Annotated in this window: 18 protein-coding genes; 11 read left to right on the forward strand and 7 right to left on the reverse strand. The window is 53.1% G+C overall.

The genetic code is table 11. From position 1 onward, the window contains the following. Positions 1-50 precede the first annotated feature (50 nt). From SPI6313_RS17370 to SPI6313_RS17390, 5 genes are all read left to right on the forward strand, one after another. Entirely contained in the window at positions 51-518 is a 468-nt protein-coding gene (locus SPI6313_RS17370; RefSeq protein ID WP_072622126.1) for an EVE domain-containing protein, read from the forward strand. Between the two features lie 68 nt (positions 519-586). Continuing rightward, positions 587-976: a hypothetical protein gene (locus SPI6313_RS17375; RefSeq protein WP_072622127.1), complete on the forward strand. Its 390-nt coding sequence runs from the start codon at positions 587-589 to the stop codon at positions 974-976. Positions 977-1021: 45 nt separating this feature from the next. Then, complete coding sequence (locus SPI6313_RS17380) at positions 1022-2479, forward strand: hypothetical protein (protein ID WP_072622128.1); 1458 nt, start codon at positions 1022-1024, stop codon at positions 2477-2479. 16 nt (positions 2480-2495) lie between these two features. Next, positions 2496-3401, forward strand: coding sequence for a hypothetical protein (locus SPI6313_RS17385; RefSeq protein WP_245788856.1), 906 nt, complete (start codon positions 2496-2498; stop codon positions 3399-3401). Further along, on the forward strand, positions 3401-4111 hold the full coding sequence (locus tag SPI6313_RS17390; protein ID WP_139276688.1) for a hypothetical protein: 711 nt from the start codon (positions 3401-3403) through the stop codon (positions 4109-4111). Before SPI6313_RS17385 ends, SPI6313_RS17390 begins: the two co-directional genes overlap by 1 nt. 52 nt (positions 4112-4163) lie before the next feature. Here SPI6313_RS17390 and SPI6313_RS17395 read toward each other — a convergent pair whose 3' ends face one another. Both SPI6313_RS17395 and SPI6313_RS17400 read right to left on the reverse strand, forming a co-directional pair. Next, positions 4164-4985 carry a helix-hairpin-helix domain-containing protein gene (locus tag SPI6313_RS17395; protein ID WP_072622130.1) on the reverse strand — a complete coding sequence of 274 codons (822 nt, stop codon included), beginning with the start codon at positions 4983-4985 and terminating at the stop codon, positions 4164-4166. Next, on the reverse strand, positions 4986-6434 hold the full coding sequence (locus SPI6313_RS17400) for an AAA family ATPase (protein WP_072622131.1): 1449 nt from the start codon (positions 6432-6434) through the stop codon (positions 4986-4988). Between the two features lie 542 nt (positions 6435-6976). Between SPI6313_RS17400 and SPI6313_RS17405 the strand changes: the two genes are divergently transcribed. From SPI6313_RS17405 to SPI6313_RS17425, 5 genes are all read left to right on the forward strand, one after another. After that, positions 6977-8176, forward strand: coding sequence for a DUF1688 family protein (locus SPI6313_RS17405; protein ID WP_072622132.1), 1200 nt, complete (start codon positions 6977-6979; stop codon positions 8174-8176). A 200-nt stretch (positions 8177-8376) separates the two neighbouring features. Beyond that, complete coding sequence (locus SPI6313_RS17410) at positions 8377-8904, forward strand: peroxiredoxin (protein WP_072622133.1); 528 nt, start codon at positions 8377-8379, stop codon at positions 8902-8904. 80 nt (positions 8905-8984) lie between these two features. Beyond that, positions 8985-9758 (forward strand): ZIP family metal transporter, encoded by a 774-nt coding sequence (locus SPI6313_RS17415; protein ID WP_072622134.1) that lies wholly within the window; start codon positions 8985-8987, stop codon positions 9756-9758. 79 nt (positions 9759-9837) lie between these two features. Further along, positions 9838-10350 (forward strand): DNA starvation/stationary phase protection protein Dps, encoded by a 513-nt coding sequence (dps, locus tag SPI6313_RS17420; protein ID WP_072622135.1) that lies wholly within the window; start codon positions 9838-9840, stop codon positions 10348-10350. Between the two features lie 691 nt (positions 10351-11041). Continuing rightward, positions 11042-11473, forward strand: coding sequence for a DUF2267 domain-containing protein (locus SPI6313_RS17425; RefSeq protein ID WP_072622136.1), 432 nt, complete (start codon positions 11042-11044; stop codon positions 11471-11473). 28 nt (positions 11474-11501) lie between these two features. Here the strand turns inward: SPI6313_RS17425 and SPI6313_RS23680 are convergent, their stop codons facing one another. Then, a complete protein-coding gene (locus tag SPI6313_RS23680) occupies positions 11502-11639 on the reverse strand; it encodes a hypothetical protein (protein WP_175551175.1) in 138 nt (45 codons plus the stop codon). A gap of 165 nt (positions 11640-11804) precedes the next feature. On the opposite strand from SPI6313_RS23680, the gene SPI6313_RS17430 reads away from it, so the two are divergent. After that, on the forward strand, positions 11805-12257 hold the full coding sequence (locus SPI6313_RS17430) for an Hsp20/alpha crystallin family protein (protein WP_072622137.1): 453 nt from the start codon (positions 11805-11807) through the stop codon (positions 12255-12257). A 29-nt stretch (positions 12258-12286) separates the two neighbouring features. On the opposite strand, the gene SPI6313_RS23685 is transcribed toward SPI6313_RS17430, so the two are convergent. From SPI6313_RS23685 to SPI6313_RS25190, 4 genes are all read right to left on the reverse strand, one after another. Continuing rightward, on the reverse strand, positions 12287-12430 hold the full coding sequence (locus SPI6313_RS23685) for a hypothetical protein (RefSeq protein WP_175551176.1): 144 nt from the start codon (positions 12428-12430) through the stop codon (positions 12287-12289). Further along, complete coding sequence (locus SPI6313_RS17435) at positions 12400-12888, reverse strand: hypothetical protein (protein ID WP_072622138.1); 489 nt, start codon at positions 12886-12888, stop codon at positions 12400-12402. The genes SPI6313_RS23685 and SPI6313_RS17435 overlap by 31 nt, the downstream gene beginning before the upstream one ends. Positions 12889-12892: 4 nt before the next feature. After that, positions 12893-13534, reverse strand: coding sequence for a tetratricopeptide repeat protein (locus SPI6313_RS17440; protein ID WP_072622139.1), 642 nt, complete (start codon positions 13532-13534; stop codon positions 12893-12895). Positions 13535-13602: 68 nt separating this feature from the next. Beyond that, positions 13603-14358, reverse strand: coding sequence for a formylglycine-generating enzyme family protein (locus tag SPI6313_RS25190; protein WP_342751674.1), 756 nt, complete (start codon positions 14356-14358; stop codon positions 13603-13605). Between the last annotated feature and the right edge of the window lie 29 nt (positions 14359-14387).

Raw genomic sequence — 14387 nt, forward strand, 5'->3', positions numbered from 1 at the left:
CCCCTGGCCTGTGGGACAATGAACCCGAATTTTGACGCGGGGACGGAACAATGGCGGATTGGCTCGTGAAATCAGAACCCACGGTGTACAGTATTGATGACTTAGCCCGCGATCGCATTGAGCTTTGGGACGGCGTGCGTAACTATCAAGCGCGGAACTATTTGCAGCAAATGCAGGTGGGCGATCGCGTCTTCGTTTACCATTCCAACGCCAAACCCCCCGGCCTCGCGGGTCTGGCCGAAGTGGTGGAAACCAACGTGGTCGATCCCACCCAGTTTGACCCCACCAGCCCCGATTACGACCCTAAAGCCACCCCCGACAAACCCCGTTGGTATACCGTCAAACTGGGATATGTGGCGACGTTTGCGAATCTCGTTCCCCTTGACATCTTAAAAGCTACATTTACCCCGGATGAATTCGTCTTGGTGCGGCGGGGAAATCGCCTGTCGGTGTTGCCGATTGAGGAGGCGATCGCCTCCCGTCTCCTCGCCTTAACAACCCTACGCAAGGAAACTTAATGCCCTAGACTATCCCCCCAAAGCCCCCGTGCTATAGTTTTAGGCGTGACTCGTTGGGGAAACTCTACATGGCAGCCAGTGATGAATTTCGGCAGTATCTTAAAGAGGGAAAAGTCGTCGATGCGCTGACCCTTGCCCTCGGTGAAGCCATTGAATTAGAAATTACCACCTGGGTATCCACCGATGACAGTGCCGTGCTGGGGGAACCCTCTCCCGGTGCGAGAATGCGGACGCGGATGAACTTGGTGGATGGGGATATCAATAACGAAGTGGGCAGCCAATTTATCGGCAGCGGCCCCTACACGGAACTGCGCGACTTTCACCTCCAGCAAGTTCAAGAAGGGCGCGACATTATCAAGCAAAACCTGGAAAGTTTGCAGCAAATGTTTGTCCTCTTGGCGCGTACCGTTGATCGGTTGCCCAAGAACACCCGCAATCCATCCCTACCGCCTCAGTAACCATGCTGGTGAGGCATGATCGACAGTTCAAGCAGAGGACGGAACATGGTCGAATCAGAACAGCAAGATCGGGAAACCTTTCAGCAGGTGCTCAAAGCTGGGCGACTCCAAGAGGCGTTTTTGATCGCCATGGGCCAAGCGGTGGAGTTGAACATCACCACGGAAGTAATTCCGGCGATCGCTAGTGCTGAGGCGTTGGTGCATGGGTCGGCTCCGGGGTTGTCGGGCGATCGCCTCCATACCCGGATTGATCTGGTGCAGGGGGATATTGAAAATCAGGTGGGCGATCGCTTCCTCACTGACCAGGACTATCACGAACTGCGACAATTTCACCTCGACCAAGTCGCCACCGGCAGCCGTCTCATTCAAAATAACGTGGAAAACTTGAACCGTCTTTTCACCGTCCTCGGCAACATTTTCAACCCCCCACCCCCCGATCCGGCTCCCACCCTCACCCCCCTCGATTCCCCCGACCTCGACCCCTTCACCCATCCCGACCCTGACCCCTACGGTGATGATCCCCTCGCGGCTCCCCTCGATGACAACGACCTCACCGCCGACCTCTGGGCCGATCATCCCGATCCCCAGTGGGATGATCCACCCATCCCCCCCCTCGCTGATCCACCACTGCCGGACTTGGGGGGCGATCGCGACCCCTTTAGCACCGCCGATGACCTTTGGAATGCCCCATCCTTAAGCTTTCCCACTGACATCACCGCTGCCGCTCCCCTAAACCTTGCCAGCGAACCCGCCTTGATCACGCCTCGCTCTGCACCAGAACCGCCGCCCCTCGACCCCTTCGCCCCGGATCTGCCCAGCCAAACCGATCCCGAAGCCCTCGTTTTCCCGGATCTTGACGCTATTTTTAGTGAAACTCCGGTGGCTCCCCTCGAAGTCATCGCCGATGACCCCGACACCGATGCCTTTTTAACTGAATTTGCCAACGAGGGCGAACAGTTGCGGCCGTTCCCCTCCGATTCCGCTCCAGAGGTTACCCCCTTAGCGCCGCCACCGGCTGACCCTGAATCCCTGCGGATTGAAGATTGGGATGCGTCCTATCTGTATCTGGATGAAGCCGTGTTGCCCCTGACGGATGTTCCCCAGGATGCGATCGCGCCCCATCCCCCCACCCCATCTCCGGCTGCGGTCAGGTTTACCGATGGGTTGAATCCCGACGATGACGAAGAGGATTGGGGCGAATTTGTGGAGTTTGTCGAAGATACCGGTGCAGAACCGGAATTGCGGAATCCCACCCTCGATCCATTTCCGAACGCGACGGATTATACTTCGGTGGTCGAAGAAGATTGGGAAGATTATCGGACTGAGGCGGTGTCTCCGCTCCCGCCGGCTGATGGGGCGAGGGATGATCCCGCTCCGGTAGAACCGTGGGGGGACAATGCCGATGATCCAGAGTTTTCAGCAACGGAACAGGTCTGGGCTGTTGATGATGATCAGGGTGCAGGGCTAGAAACCTGGCAACCGGATGATGAGCCTGAACCTTAACGTTAAGGAGAAAAAAATGACGAATCCGAATGGTGCTCCTCTAGACCGACGGCGATCGCGACGGGCCAACCTGACCACGCCTCCCCTTACCCCAACGCCCACTGTGACTGCAAAACAACCCGCCGATCAAGGTCAGAACATTCTCAAGGACTTTGCGCGATCGCTCAGTGAAGTTCTCATTGATATCACGGCCTTAGAAGTGAATACGATGGTGGTGGAGCGGATCACCGGGGATAAGTTCATACCCTGGGAAATCTATCGCGATCTCTACCGCATTGATGAAAGTTGGCTCTATCGAGACGAACTGCACGAGAGCCTCCGGGGCCGTTATGTGGAATTGCGGCGCAGCCTGGAAATGGAATATGTCCTGCTGATGTGCGATCCGGAATCGGAAATGTTTGACCCCTCCACCCAGGAACAAACCGCAGTCCAGCAGGAACGGTTACGGATTTTGAGTGACCCCAATGCCCCCATTGATGCGCTCCATTCCCAACTGCCCAACCCCTTAAAACCCCACGATCCTAACGAGATGCACCGGGTTCAATCCCTGCTCAATAATCCGAAATTTTCGCGATCGCTCCGCAAAATGAGCGAACTCAAAGCCGGTCTCGACAACCGCAACCGCTCCCTCCAGCGGATGCAACATCTTCATCCTGACCAAGCCCAAGCCGAGATTATGAATGATGTCAAAACCGATATGATCTACGCCCAAACCATCATCCAACTCGATGGCGACGTGATTAACCGCTACAGCACCGACATCTTCAACCATCCCCATCGTGATCTGATCCTCAACATCCATAAAGAAAGCGTCACCGCCGGCGAACAACAATGGCGCGAACTGCTGGGCTTTATCCTCGATCTCGCCCAAAAAACCTTCACTCAGTTGGGAAATGCGTTCTCACGGCGTAAATCGCGCTAATGGTACAGCCACAGGAGAACCCAGTGAGCCAAGGGCGATCGCGCCCTAAGCGGCGGCGTGACCTCATGCTTAAATCCGTGGTGCGTTTAGTGAAAGAACGCACCGCCGAGGATAACATTCTCTATCACGGGGTCACGTTTCACCTTGACCCGGTTAATTTACGCTTGATTAGGATGGCTCAGGCACGGGGTCAACGGTTGCTGATTCCGCGTCCCTTTCTCGCCGCGTTTTTGCGCTATGTCCTGGTGGATCATCGCGGCCAATTACAATCGGCGATTAGTTTTGTCACCTTTTATCCGTTGCAATCCTCAGAAGAGGCGGTGCTAAAAACTGTGATTTCCATCGATGGGGACATCATCCATCAAGTCTGTGCCAGCTGTTTGGAGGATGAAACCCTCGCCCTGACCCTCTCGACTGCCCATTATTGGTTGATTCGTCAGTTATTAGGTCGCCTCACCTTTGAACTGACCGCGTTCATAAATCGTATTGCCTGGGGAATTTCCGGGGGCGTGACGACCCTATATCTGCTGTGGGATGTGCCGGCTTTAATCCAAGGGGATGCGCTGATCTGGGGGCGGAAAGTTGCGATCGCTTGTCTCCTCCCCTGGTGCGCTCAAACCATCCTGCACCGGGGAATCCTGCCTAGGCTCACCCCCCTGATTCGGCAATATATGCTCCGTCGCGTCCTGCAACCCGATCCCACCCGTTAACCTGTCTCACCATTGGGATGATGCCCTAATTGTGGGGATCGCTGCCATGGTTTTAGACCTCAAACAAGTCAGACCATTGATATTTTTGGATTGTATTTTGGGTGATGCCGGGTAGATCCGCAAGTTGATCAATAAAGGTGAAATCTCCCTGCTCTTGCCGTCGTTTTAAAATGGCTTCGGCTTTACTTTTTCCTAACCCCTTCACTTGGCATAATTCCACCGCTGTAGCGCAGTTGAGGTTGATTTTTGGGGTGGTTTTTGGGAGAGAAGGAGGACGAGAGAAAGAGGGTTTTGAGATCGATGTGTGGCCAGAGGTGGCCGGTTGAACAGTGGGTAAAAAAGGGATCAGTTTTGCAGCGATCGCACCCAACGCCCCATCATCTAACGTGATCGGCGGTGGGGTTGTCACCTGATCACGGATTGTCTCGATCGCTTGGCGGAGGTGCTGATTTTCGTCGCGTAGGGCGGCGAATTGAGCCGCGATCGTGCGCTCAAACTGGGCGAAACGGTCAGTCAGATCCGGTGCGGTGGGAGGGTCTGCAATCACGGCTTCAGGAGCAAGGACAGCCCCGCGAAAAAGCTGCACCTGTGTCAACAAAGCCGCCTCCTGTTCCGGCTCTAGAATAATCCCTTGCACCGTCTCGCCCCGCGCTAAATCTAATTCCTTCGCCCGCACCGCTGCATAATATCCCAAGTGATTATCCACCACCTCATAACTTTGCCAATCTAAACGCCGCAAAATCAGCGGATTAATTAACCCTTCCGCCTGCAAAATTGCCTCAGCCGCCTGATCAATGACCGCTGGAGAAAAGTGCGATCGCGCCACCGCCGACTGAATCCGCTTCACCCCCACCAAACTAATTTTAAGTTTCATCTAAGCCAGTTTTCCCATCACTTCAAGGGCTAATGTATTAAACTCCTGCGCTGATTTGGAATTCGGATCATAATCCAACACCGAACGCGGATCAGGCACTTCCCGCCCATCAATCACCCGCACTTGCTCCGCACATTTCGCCAACGGTTCCCGCTCAAAAATAATACTCTCCATCATTTTTAAGCCATAGCGTTCCGTCACCATCTGCATCCGTTTTGGCAAGGTCGAATTCACAAACCGCGCATTGGTCGAAACCTTATTCGCCAAAACCCCCAGCAAATAAATCGGAGCTCGGTTAATATTTTTGCGAAAACTATTCACATCTTTTACTAACCCTTGCACATTCCGTAGTCCTTGGTTCGCAAAGGGTTTTAAATCCGACGGGATAATTAAATAATCCGATGAAATCAACGCATAACGAGCAAACAAATTCAACGATGGCGGTGTATCAATCAACACCACATCATAGTTATCCTGCACATCTTGCAATTTTTGACTGAGAATAAATCGCGCATTTTCTTGACTATTTAACTCATTTTCTGCCCGCATCAAGTCAATATGAGCCGGAACTACATCAATGGGCGGTGTGCAAAAACTAAAGGCGGTTTGGGCTACGGCGGGAATCGGGTAGAGTTCTTCAGAACTTAACACCTGCTGGATATTATTTTCACTGAGGGTCTTACTCAGTGCATCTTCTTCATCGTCAAATTTTGCCAAGCCCACTGCAAAGGTTGTATTGGCTTGACTGTCGAGATCGATGACAAGAACGCGCTGCCCTTGCTTGCTCAACGCAGCCGCGAGATTAACAACGGTGGTGGTTTTACCCACGCCGCCTTTATTGTGATAGATGGCAATAGTGCGCATGGTTTTCGGGATCAATGAAGGGTGAGGATTGAGGGAAACAGAGTAGGTAAACGGTGGCAGAGGATGGGGGGGCGATCGCTTTTTTGGCGGTGGGGGTTTGGCGGGGGCGGGCGATCGCAATTTTCCCATCATCTGCATTTCATCCCGACCAATGATGCTGCGAATTGTCCCCAATTGTGTCTGAACACTAGAACCGCGACATTCAAAAATACGGTGAATTTGGTCACCACTGCGGCTATAAATTTGGAATTCTTTGCCGTTGGTTAACACTCCGTAGGGAATCCAAAGCTGTGTTAAATAATAGGTTAATTTAGCAACAAACGGCCCTAAATGATGGCGGGGGCTTTTCGCTTCGATCAGTAAACTGTAGGGAGACTGATCGTTCCATTGAATCGGTAAAGATTGGGCTGCAAAGATGAGAAAATCAAGGCGAATTTTACCGAGGGTCACCTCTTGATGCCACGCTTCGGGGGCATAACCCAAACTCGGTAGTAGGTATTGAACAATAAACTTGCTTTCAACTTCTGTCTCATTGCGACAGTTTTCTGGGTTAAAAAAGACGGGTAAACCGCCACGATAGGGCATTGCTGTTCCACCATGGACAGGATGATGGGCTGATGGATAAACCCTAGGGTATCAGACCCGGAGCTGCGGAAAAAGCCGGAATGGTGCCCAGCGTTACAAATTGAGGCCAAAGGGGCAGGGTGGATACATCTGTACTGAATAACGCTGGGATAGCCATGGAGGTCGCAGGAGGATCGAGGAGGGATGAAGAGGCGATCGCACCCTGGGATTAATCACAAATTGAGCCTGGATTAATCCCTTCAATTCCCTTCAAGTAAGTTGACTCTCTACGACAGGCTACCTTGGACTTGGCGAAGTTAGTGGGTTTTGCCCCTTCTCGGAGGCAACCCTTGCCAGGGGTTAAAGTCCTGGCGACTGCGATTGAGCGTTTCTTCTTTTTCAAGCAAGGTGCTCAGGCTACGTCCAAACCCCTACAGGATTAGCTCCCACGGGGCGAGGGGCTTCTGAATCTGGACGTGATGATTTCTGAACAAGCTGTATAGTGTGCAATCAAGGGTCTTTGAGTCTGAAACATTCTTGCCGTGCAGCCACTTGCCACACCTATGTCGAATTTAATCGCCTACCTACAAACCCCTGCGGCCATTCGCGCCCAGGCGGAGCAGATGTTTCAACTGGCGCAACAGGATCAACTGAAGCATTTTCGGTATCATCCTGAGGCGATCGCCACGGTCACCGCCTATGTTTTGGCGAATCTCCGCAGTAACTATCCTGGCTTGGATGTGCCGTTTCATAGTCGGTGGCGGCATTTTGAGGTGGGAGGGTGCGATCGCCTTGTCCAACTTCAGACCCTGATCCCTCACCTCTCCCCCCGCGATCGCGTCAAAACTCTTTATGAATTAGCGATCGCCAGTGTCCTGCTCGATGCCGGTGCAGGGCCGAGTTGGCAGTATCAGGAAGCCGACACCGGCCAAACCTGGCAACGCTCCGAAGGATTAGCGATCGCCAGTTTTCGGATGTTCATGGCGGGCGGCTTCAGTAGCGATCCAGAGCATCCCTATCAAGCCGATGCCGTGGGCTTACAGGCGATTACCCCGGAGCATCTCGCCCCCCATTTTCAAGTCACAGAGAATAATAATTTAGTGGGGATACAGGGGCGATCGCAACTCCTGCGCACCCTCGGCCACATCGTCGCCACCACCCCGGATGTATTCGGCAGCAAAGCCCCCCGCCTCGGCAATCTCGTGGATTATCTCGTCCCCGTCGGCATCCAAACCCTCCCCGCCCCCCACATTTTTGCCGCCATCATCACCCACTTTGGCCGCATTTGGCCGGGGCGCTTGGTCTTGGATGGGGTGAATTTAGGCGATGTGTGGTCACATTCCCAGGTGGGGTATGTGCCGTTTCATAAATTGTCCCAATGGTTAACCTATTCATTAATTGAGCCATTAGCCCATTTGGGGGTGAAGGTGACGGATTTGGATCAATTAACCGGGTTAGCAGAATACCGGAACGGCGGTCTCTGTCTAGATTTGGGCTTACTGAGTTTAAAAGATCCAGACCAAGCCGCTCGCACCCATCGCCCCGATTCAGAATTAATTGTGGAATGGCGATCGCTCACCCTCGCTTGCCTAGATCGGATCGCGGCCGGCATTCGCACCCAGTTAAACCAATCCGCCCAAGAACTCCCCCTCGTCAAAATCTTGCAAGGCGGCACTTGGGCCGCCGGGCGCAAAATTGCCGCCGAATTGCGCATTGATGGCCGCCCCCCCCTACTGATCGAAAGTGACGGCACAGTCTTTTAAACGGGACTAAAAACTCGATTCAGAGGGTGAACTTGAGCCACCCTGCATCCATCCCCCGCCTGGTGTGGGTGGGGGATGGGGTGGGCGTGCCTGTGGGTGCAGGTGACAAAATGAGTATTTATACTCATTGTATTTAGTCCTAGATAAGAATTATTCTTAGAAACAAGCAAATCAACTGTTGTTATCCCAAAGGAAAAGACATGGCTGTTATCGAGAAAGTCCCCAGCGTTATATTCAAAACCCGTGTTCGTGACGAATCCATCGACGGCCCGAACCCCTTCCGCTGGCAAGATCGCACCACCGAAGAACTCTTCGCCGGTAAGCGTGTTGTGGTTTTCTCCCTCCCTGGTGCTTTCACCCCCACCTGCTCTTCAACCCACTTACCCCGCTACGAAGAACTCTACGACGAAATCAAAGCCCAGGGCGTTGATGCAGTGATGTGTATCTCTGTCAACGATGCGTTTGTGATGTTCCAATGGGGTAAAGCGCAGGGGGCTGAAAAAGTCTTCTTGCTCCCCGATGGCAATGGTGAATTCACCCGCAAAATGGGGATGCTCGTCGACAAGTCTAACCTCGGTTTCGGCTTGCGCTCTTGGCGCTACTCGATGGTGGTCAACGACTGCACCATCGAAAAAATCTTCATCGAACCCGGTTATGAAGACAACTGCCCTGCTGACCCCTTCGAGGTGTCTGATGCCGATACAATGCTGGCTTACCTCAAAGGCTAAGGTTTAGCATTCACCCAGCATTGACCGATTCCAACAGGGGCGCGTCTGCTGTCTGTTTTCCCAATTCCGACGAGACAAGTATGAACACAATCTGGTTAGGATTTGGTGCAAGTTTGCTCGCCGGGATGGGAACAGCGATCGGTGCATTGCCCGTGTTAGGACTGCAACAGGTGTCTCAGCGTTGGCAGGGTCTGATGTTAGGGCTAGGGGGCGGGGTGATGCTGGCGGCGACTTCTTTTTCGTTGATTGTCCCGGCGACGGAGATCGCTGAGTTGCAAGGCTATTCCCAAGGTGCAGGGGCGGCGATCGCCTGTAGTGGCATTGCTATCGGTGCGGCTCTACTTTGGTGGCTGCATAATCATTTTCCCCATGAACATTTCATCCAAGGGCGCGAAGGCCCAGACGCTTCAGTGGTACAGCGGATCTGGCTGTTCATCATTGCAATTACGATTCATAATTTTCCCGAAGGCCTAGCGGTCGGGGTCGGGTTTGGCGCACCAGAGCTTTACAGTGGTGTGCCGTTGATGATCGGGATTGGCCTCCAGAATTTGCCTGAAGGGTTGGTGGTGGCGTTGGCATTGCGAGAGCTACAGTATTCCGTTGGGTCAGCCTTTGGCATTGCGGCGGCCACGGGTTTAGCGGAACCCCTCGGCGGCTTACTGGGCGCGGGCTTAGTGAGCTTGGGGCAGACGATTTTACCCTGGGGATTAGCGATCGCCGCCGGGGCAATGTTATTCGTTATTGTGGATGAAGTGATCCCAGAAATTGACCGTAAAAGCTGCCGCCAAGAAGGCACTTTAGGCGTAATTGCTGGCTTTTTGGTGATGACCTTGCTCGATATCGCCCTAGGATAACGCCAGCCCCGACCCATTGCTTGGGTGTAATCCCAGGATTTTTAACCTTTATTGACTCACACTTTTGGAGGATTCTCCTATGACTGCAACGATTCCCAGCCAACATACGGCACAACACCATTACGAAACGCGGATTGATTTGGCCGCCGAAGTGCGATCGCCCGTGATCAACATCCTCAGCCAAACCCTGGCCAGCACCCTTGATCTCAAAACCCAAACCAAGCAAGCCCACTGGAACGTGAAAGGCCCCCACTTCATCCAGCTCCATGAGCTTTTTGATGAGTTAGCCGGTGAATTAGAAGACTACGTGGACATGGTGGCCGAACGGATTACCGCTCTAGGCGGCACGGCCCTCGGTACGGCTCGGATCGCCGCATCGGAATCCATTTTGCCAGAATATCCCCTGACGATTAGCGACGGTCAAGCCCATGTGGCAGCCTTGGCGGAACGATTCGCCGCCTATGGCAAACATGTGCGCACCGCCATCGACCAAACCGACACCTTAGGGGATGCCGATACGGCTGATCTCTACACCGAAATTTCCCGCACCATTGATAAGCGCCTCTGGTTCCTCGAAGCCCACTTAGCCTAGTGTCTTGTCTAGCTTAAAAAGGTGAGTTGTTATCCAGAGGGGTGAGCGGAGTCGAACCCCGGAGCACCAGACTTCGACTTCGCTCAGTCTTCAAGTTACTTGCCATCTGAGGCTAGACAGTCCACTAGTGCCGTGCCAGCGGGTGAAGTTGATTCCATGGGGGTTAACTTCACCCCATCGCAATCCTAAATCAGGTCGGGATAGGCAAGGGGCTTAAAGCCCCTTGTTGCTCAAGGCTGAGGGTTTCAAGCTCAAATAGGATTGCGATAGATCCTGAACAATACGATTTCATACAATCCAAGTGAGACAAACGCCTCACTTGGATTGATGATTTTGGGCGGGGTGGAGTGGGAAGCAAGAATCGCGACTTCTCGGCATTTGTGCAAAATCTTTCGGGGTAGCTTCAGAGGGTAAATGCTCTCCGCTGGGAGCTTGACAAAACGTTACAATTCACTCTAGTTCAGCATAACAGGGGCGATCGCACCCTTCAATTGCCCTAAATTACCCTCAACCGCTTGCATAAATCAGACTGTTATGTAGTTCTGATGCAACCCATAAGCAGCCCCAATCTATCCCGTCACTCAAAGGACAGAGGGCAACCCCCCCCGTCGCCGCGTTACGGTGGAACCAACGCTGCGAACTGCAACCATTGCACCATCGCCAGCGATGACAAGAACAATGAGGATACTCTATGACTGCTGTCACCATGAACGCTCCCGAAAAAGCATTTTTAGAAAAAGTAATGCAACGGGCCGACCTGCCTGATATTTACGATGCTCGTGATATTACGCTGGTGGTTTTCCGGACTTTACGGGACATGATGACAACCCAAGCATCAGACCGGGTGCAAGCCGCATTTTCCGACGATGAAATTGCCAATTTGTGGAAAGACGATAATCCGATTGTGGCGCTTCTGAGCCGGATTCGTCCCCCCCTTGACATTGATGCCGATAGCTTTATCCGTCGTGTGTCTCAAGAAGCGGGCTTACCCCGTGGCACGACTGCCAATGGTGCAGTGATTGCCGTGTTCTCAACGGTGCGCGAAGAATTACCCCCCGCTCGTATCCAGGAAATCGCGGCAGTGCTGCCGAGCGGCATCCGGATTTTGTGGGAACAGGTCTAGAGCTTGAATTCTGACTCGATTTTCTGAATCATCGGGACTGTTTTTTCCCGATTGATCCCCAGCGATCGCACTCTTCCGTCCATAGAGTGCGATCGCTTTTTTTGACCGGGGCGCGATCGCGGCCCCGGCGGAATGTGGGGTGACGTTCGGTTTTCTGGATTGTCATTAACGATGCTATCAAGTAATTACGTTGACGGCTGCTGAAACAGTGATAATTTACGGTTTCTTGCCCTTCTGGATTCGGTGTTTACGACTGCGATCGCGCCCCTCCATTTTGCACAATACAGACATAAGCAATCAAGCTGATTTAAGCAATTGGAGGTTACATAGTATGGCTCTCATTCGTTGGCAACCCTTCTCTGATATCGACACGCTCCGCCGTCAAATGGATCATCTTTTTGATGAAGTGACAAACCCAATTCTTTCTGAAACTGCGGCATGGAAACCCGCTGTGGAACTGAAAGATCAAGGCGATCAGTTAGTCTTACGGGTGCAATTGCCGGGCATCAACGCCGAAGATGTGGAAATCAATGCCACCCGTGATGCTATTTCGATTACCGGCCAACGTCACGCCACCCAAGAAACAGATTCAGAGCAAGGAGTGTACTATTCTGAATTCCGCCACGGCCCGTTTAAGCGCATCATTTCGCTACCGATTCCGATTCAAAATGATCACGTCACGGCGGATTTCACCCACGGTATTTTGACACTCCAATTACCCAAAGTCGATGAAGCGATCAACCGAGTGGTAAATGTGAAATTAGGCAACACCCAAGCCTCGTAAAACACAGTCATTCCGCTCAATCTGACGCTTTAATCCAACACAAACCCCCGCTCATTCACTGGGCGGGGGTTTGCGGTGTGGAGGGTGCGATCGCACCCTATCCCCTCAATAGTTGCAGTTTCGGCGGTTTGCCCGGTATTCCCTAGCGGCGATCGCGCCTCTGCTTCAACCACAACACCCCATACACCAGAAGGCCTGACCCCAAGCCCAACACGATACTCCAGCTAAAGGTTGGCCAAGGTTGAGCATTCTCCTGGCCGCCCCAGACACTAGCGGCGGCAGATGATGTCCCAATCCCGACCCCAGCCGCAGCCACAAGATTTTCAATGGCGCGATCGCGCTCCTGTTGGGCCGCTTCAACAATCACGTGCAGCGTTTTAATATGCTGTTCCCGCACCCGTAAACCAGGGCTTAAACTCTCAATATCCTGTTGAATTTGCTCTTGATAAAACGTCGCTTGATTCGTCGCAAAATCATCCCAAAGGGTTAAATCACTCGGTAATGAATACTTCTCACAAAAGCCTTGAATCCGGTTGAGGCGCTTATTATAGGATTTGAGGTTACTTTTAGAGGTTTGCAGTTGCAGAGATAAGCCTTCAATGCCGCGTGTGTGGCGATCGAGGGTTTCCATATTGTCATAGATCTGCGATCGCTGTTTCGTACTGCTTCAAGGCTTTGTAAAGATCACCGCGATTAGCGTAGACGTGAGCAAGTTTGGAATCAAGTTCAATGGCTCTGGTGTAGTCCGCGATCGCTTCTTCGTACCGATTCATGTCAGAGTAGGCATTGCTGCGATTGTAGTAGGCATAGACATCGCTTGAAATTTGATTACTTGAGGACTGATCTTGCTGTAAAAGTGCATTGAGTTTTGCGAGTTCAGTTAACTCTGGGTTTTGCGTGAGTAATTGATTAATAATTGCTTGATCATCTGTTTTTTTCTCAGTATCTAACCCTACCGAAAAATTCTCAACCTGCGGCTCTTCCACCTCACCCCCCAACTCCCGCACCACATCCGCCGCCACCTCACTCAACACCCCCAAATCCGCCCCCACCAATCGCCGCCACTCCGTCATCAACAACAGATCACGCCCCTGCCCCGATCGCACCCAATCCACCAACGCCGCCACCGTTACCCGACATCCCGGCAACTGCTGCAACGCCGCATCACCCCGCTGCCCACCAATCACAAACCCCGCCACCGACCGCAACGCCCCCGCAAAATCCGGGACTTGGGGTTCCGGTTGCTGCTGCTGCTGCTTCCCAAATGGCCACACCATAGACCGCTCCAGAACACTGACATATACTCCCCATAGTGTAACGTTGCGAATTCCCTGAGCAAGGGCGCTTAGGCCATGTCTCCGCAGGCCAGACGCATGCCGATGAAATCGGTGTATTGGTTGTAGGGGTGGAAATGGTAGCGGGCAGCGGAGCGGCAGAGCGTCGCATTGCTATACCAAGAGCCGCCCCGTAGGACGCGATCGCCCTGGGGGGGCGTGTGCAACCACTTCAAACGCAGCGTTGAATAGCTTTGGCGCAACTGCTCATCCCAGATCCGCCCCGTTTGGGGAGCCGCTTGATAGCTACTGTGCCATTGATCGCTGCACCATTCCCACACATTGCCATGGCAGTCATGGAGACCAAAGGCATTGGGCGCAAAGCTGGTCACCGGGGTTGTCCTTTCGCGCCACGGGTTTTGTTCGTCCGCTGCCACCGGGCGATAATTCGCATGATCTGGGCTGAGATGTTCCCCCCAGAAAAACGGCGTTTCTGTCCCGGCTCGGCAGGCATATTCCCATTCCGCCTCCGTGGGTAAACGGTAGAGCTTGCCCGTTTTCAAGGATAAACGGACACAAAATTCCACCGCATCGAGCCAGGTGATATTTTCCACCGGATGATCATCCCCGCGAAAGTGAGCCGGTTCCGGGTTCAACTCGCGGCCGACCTTATCCCACTGGGCCATAATGCGCCATTGGGCTTGGGTGACGGGATATTTCCCGATCGCAACGGGGGCAATTTGAACGCGATGTCGTGGTGATTCTTCTCGATACCCGGTTTCTGCCTTGCTGCCCATCCAAAACTGACCTCCCGGCAATGTGATCATGTCGATGTTGAGGCCAGACGGTAAGACTT

It is taken from the genome of Spirulina major PCC 6313, assembly GCF_001890765.1.
GTDB lineage: Bacteria > Cyanobacteriota > Cyanobacteriia > Cyanobacteriales > Spirulinaceae > Spirulina > Spirulina major.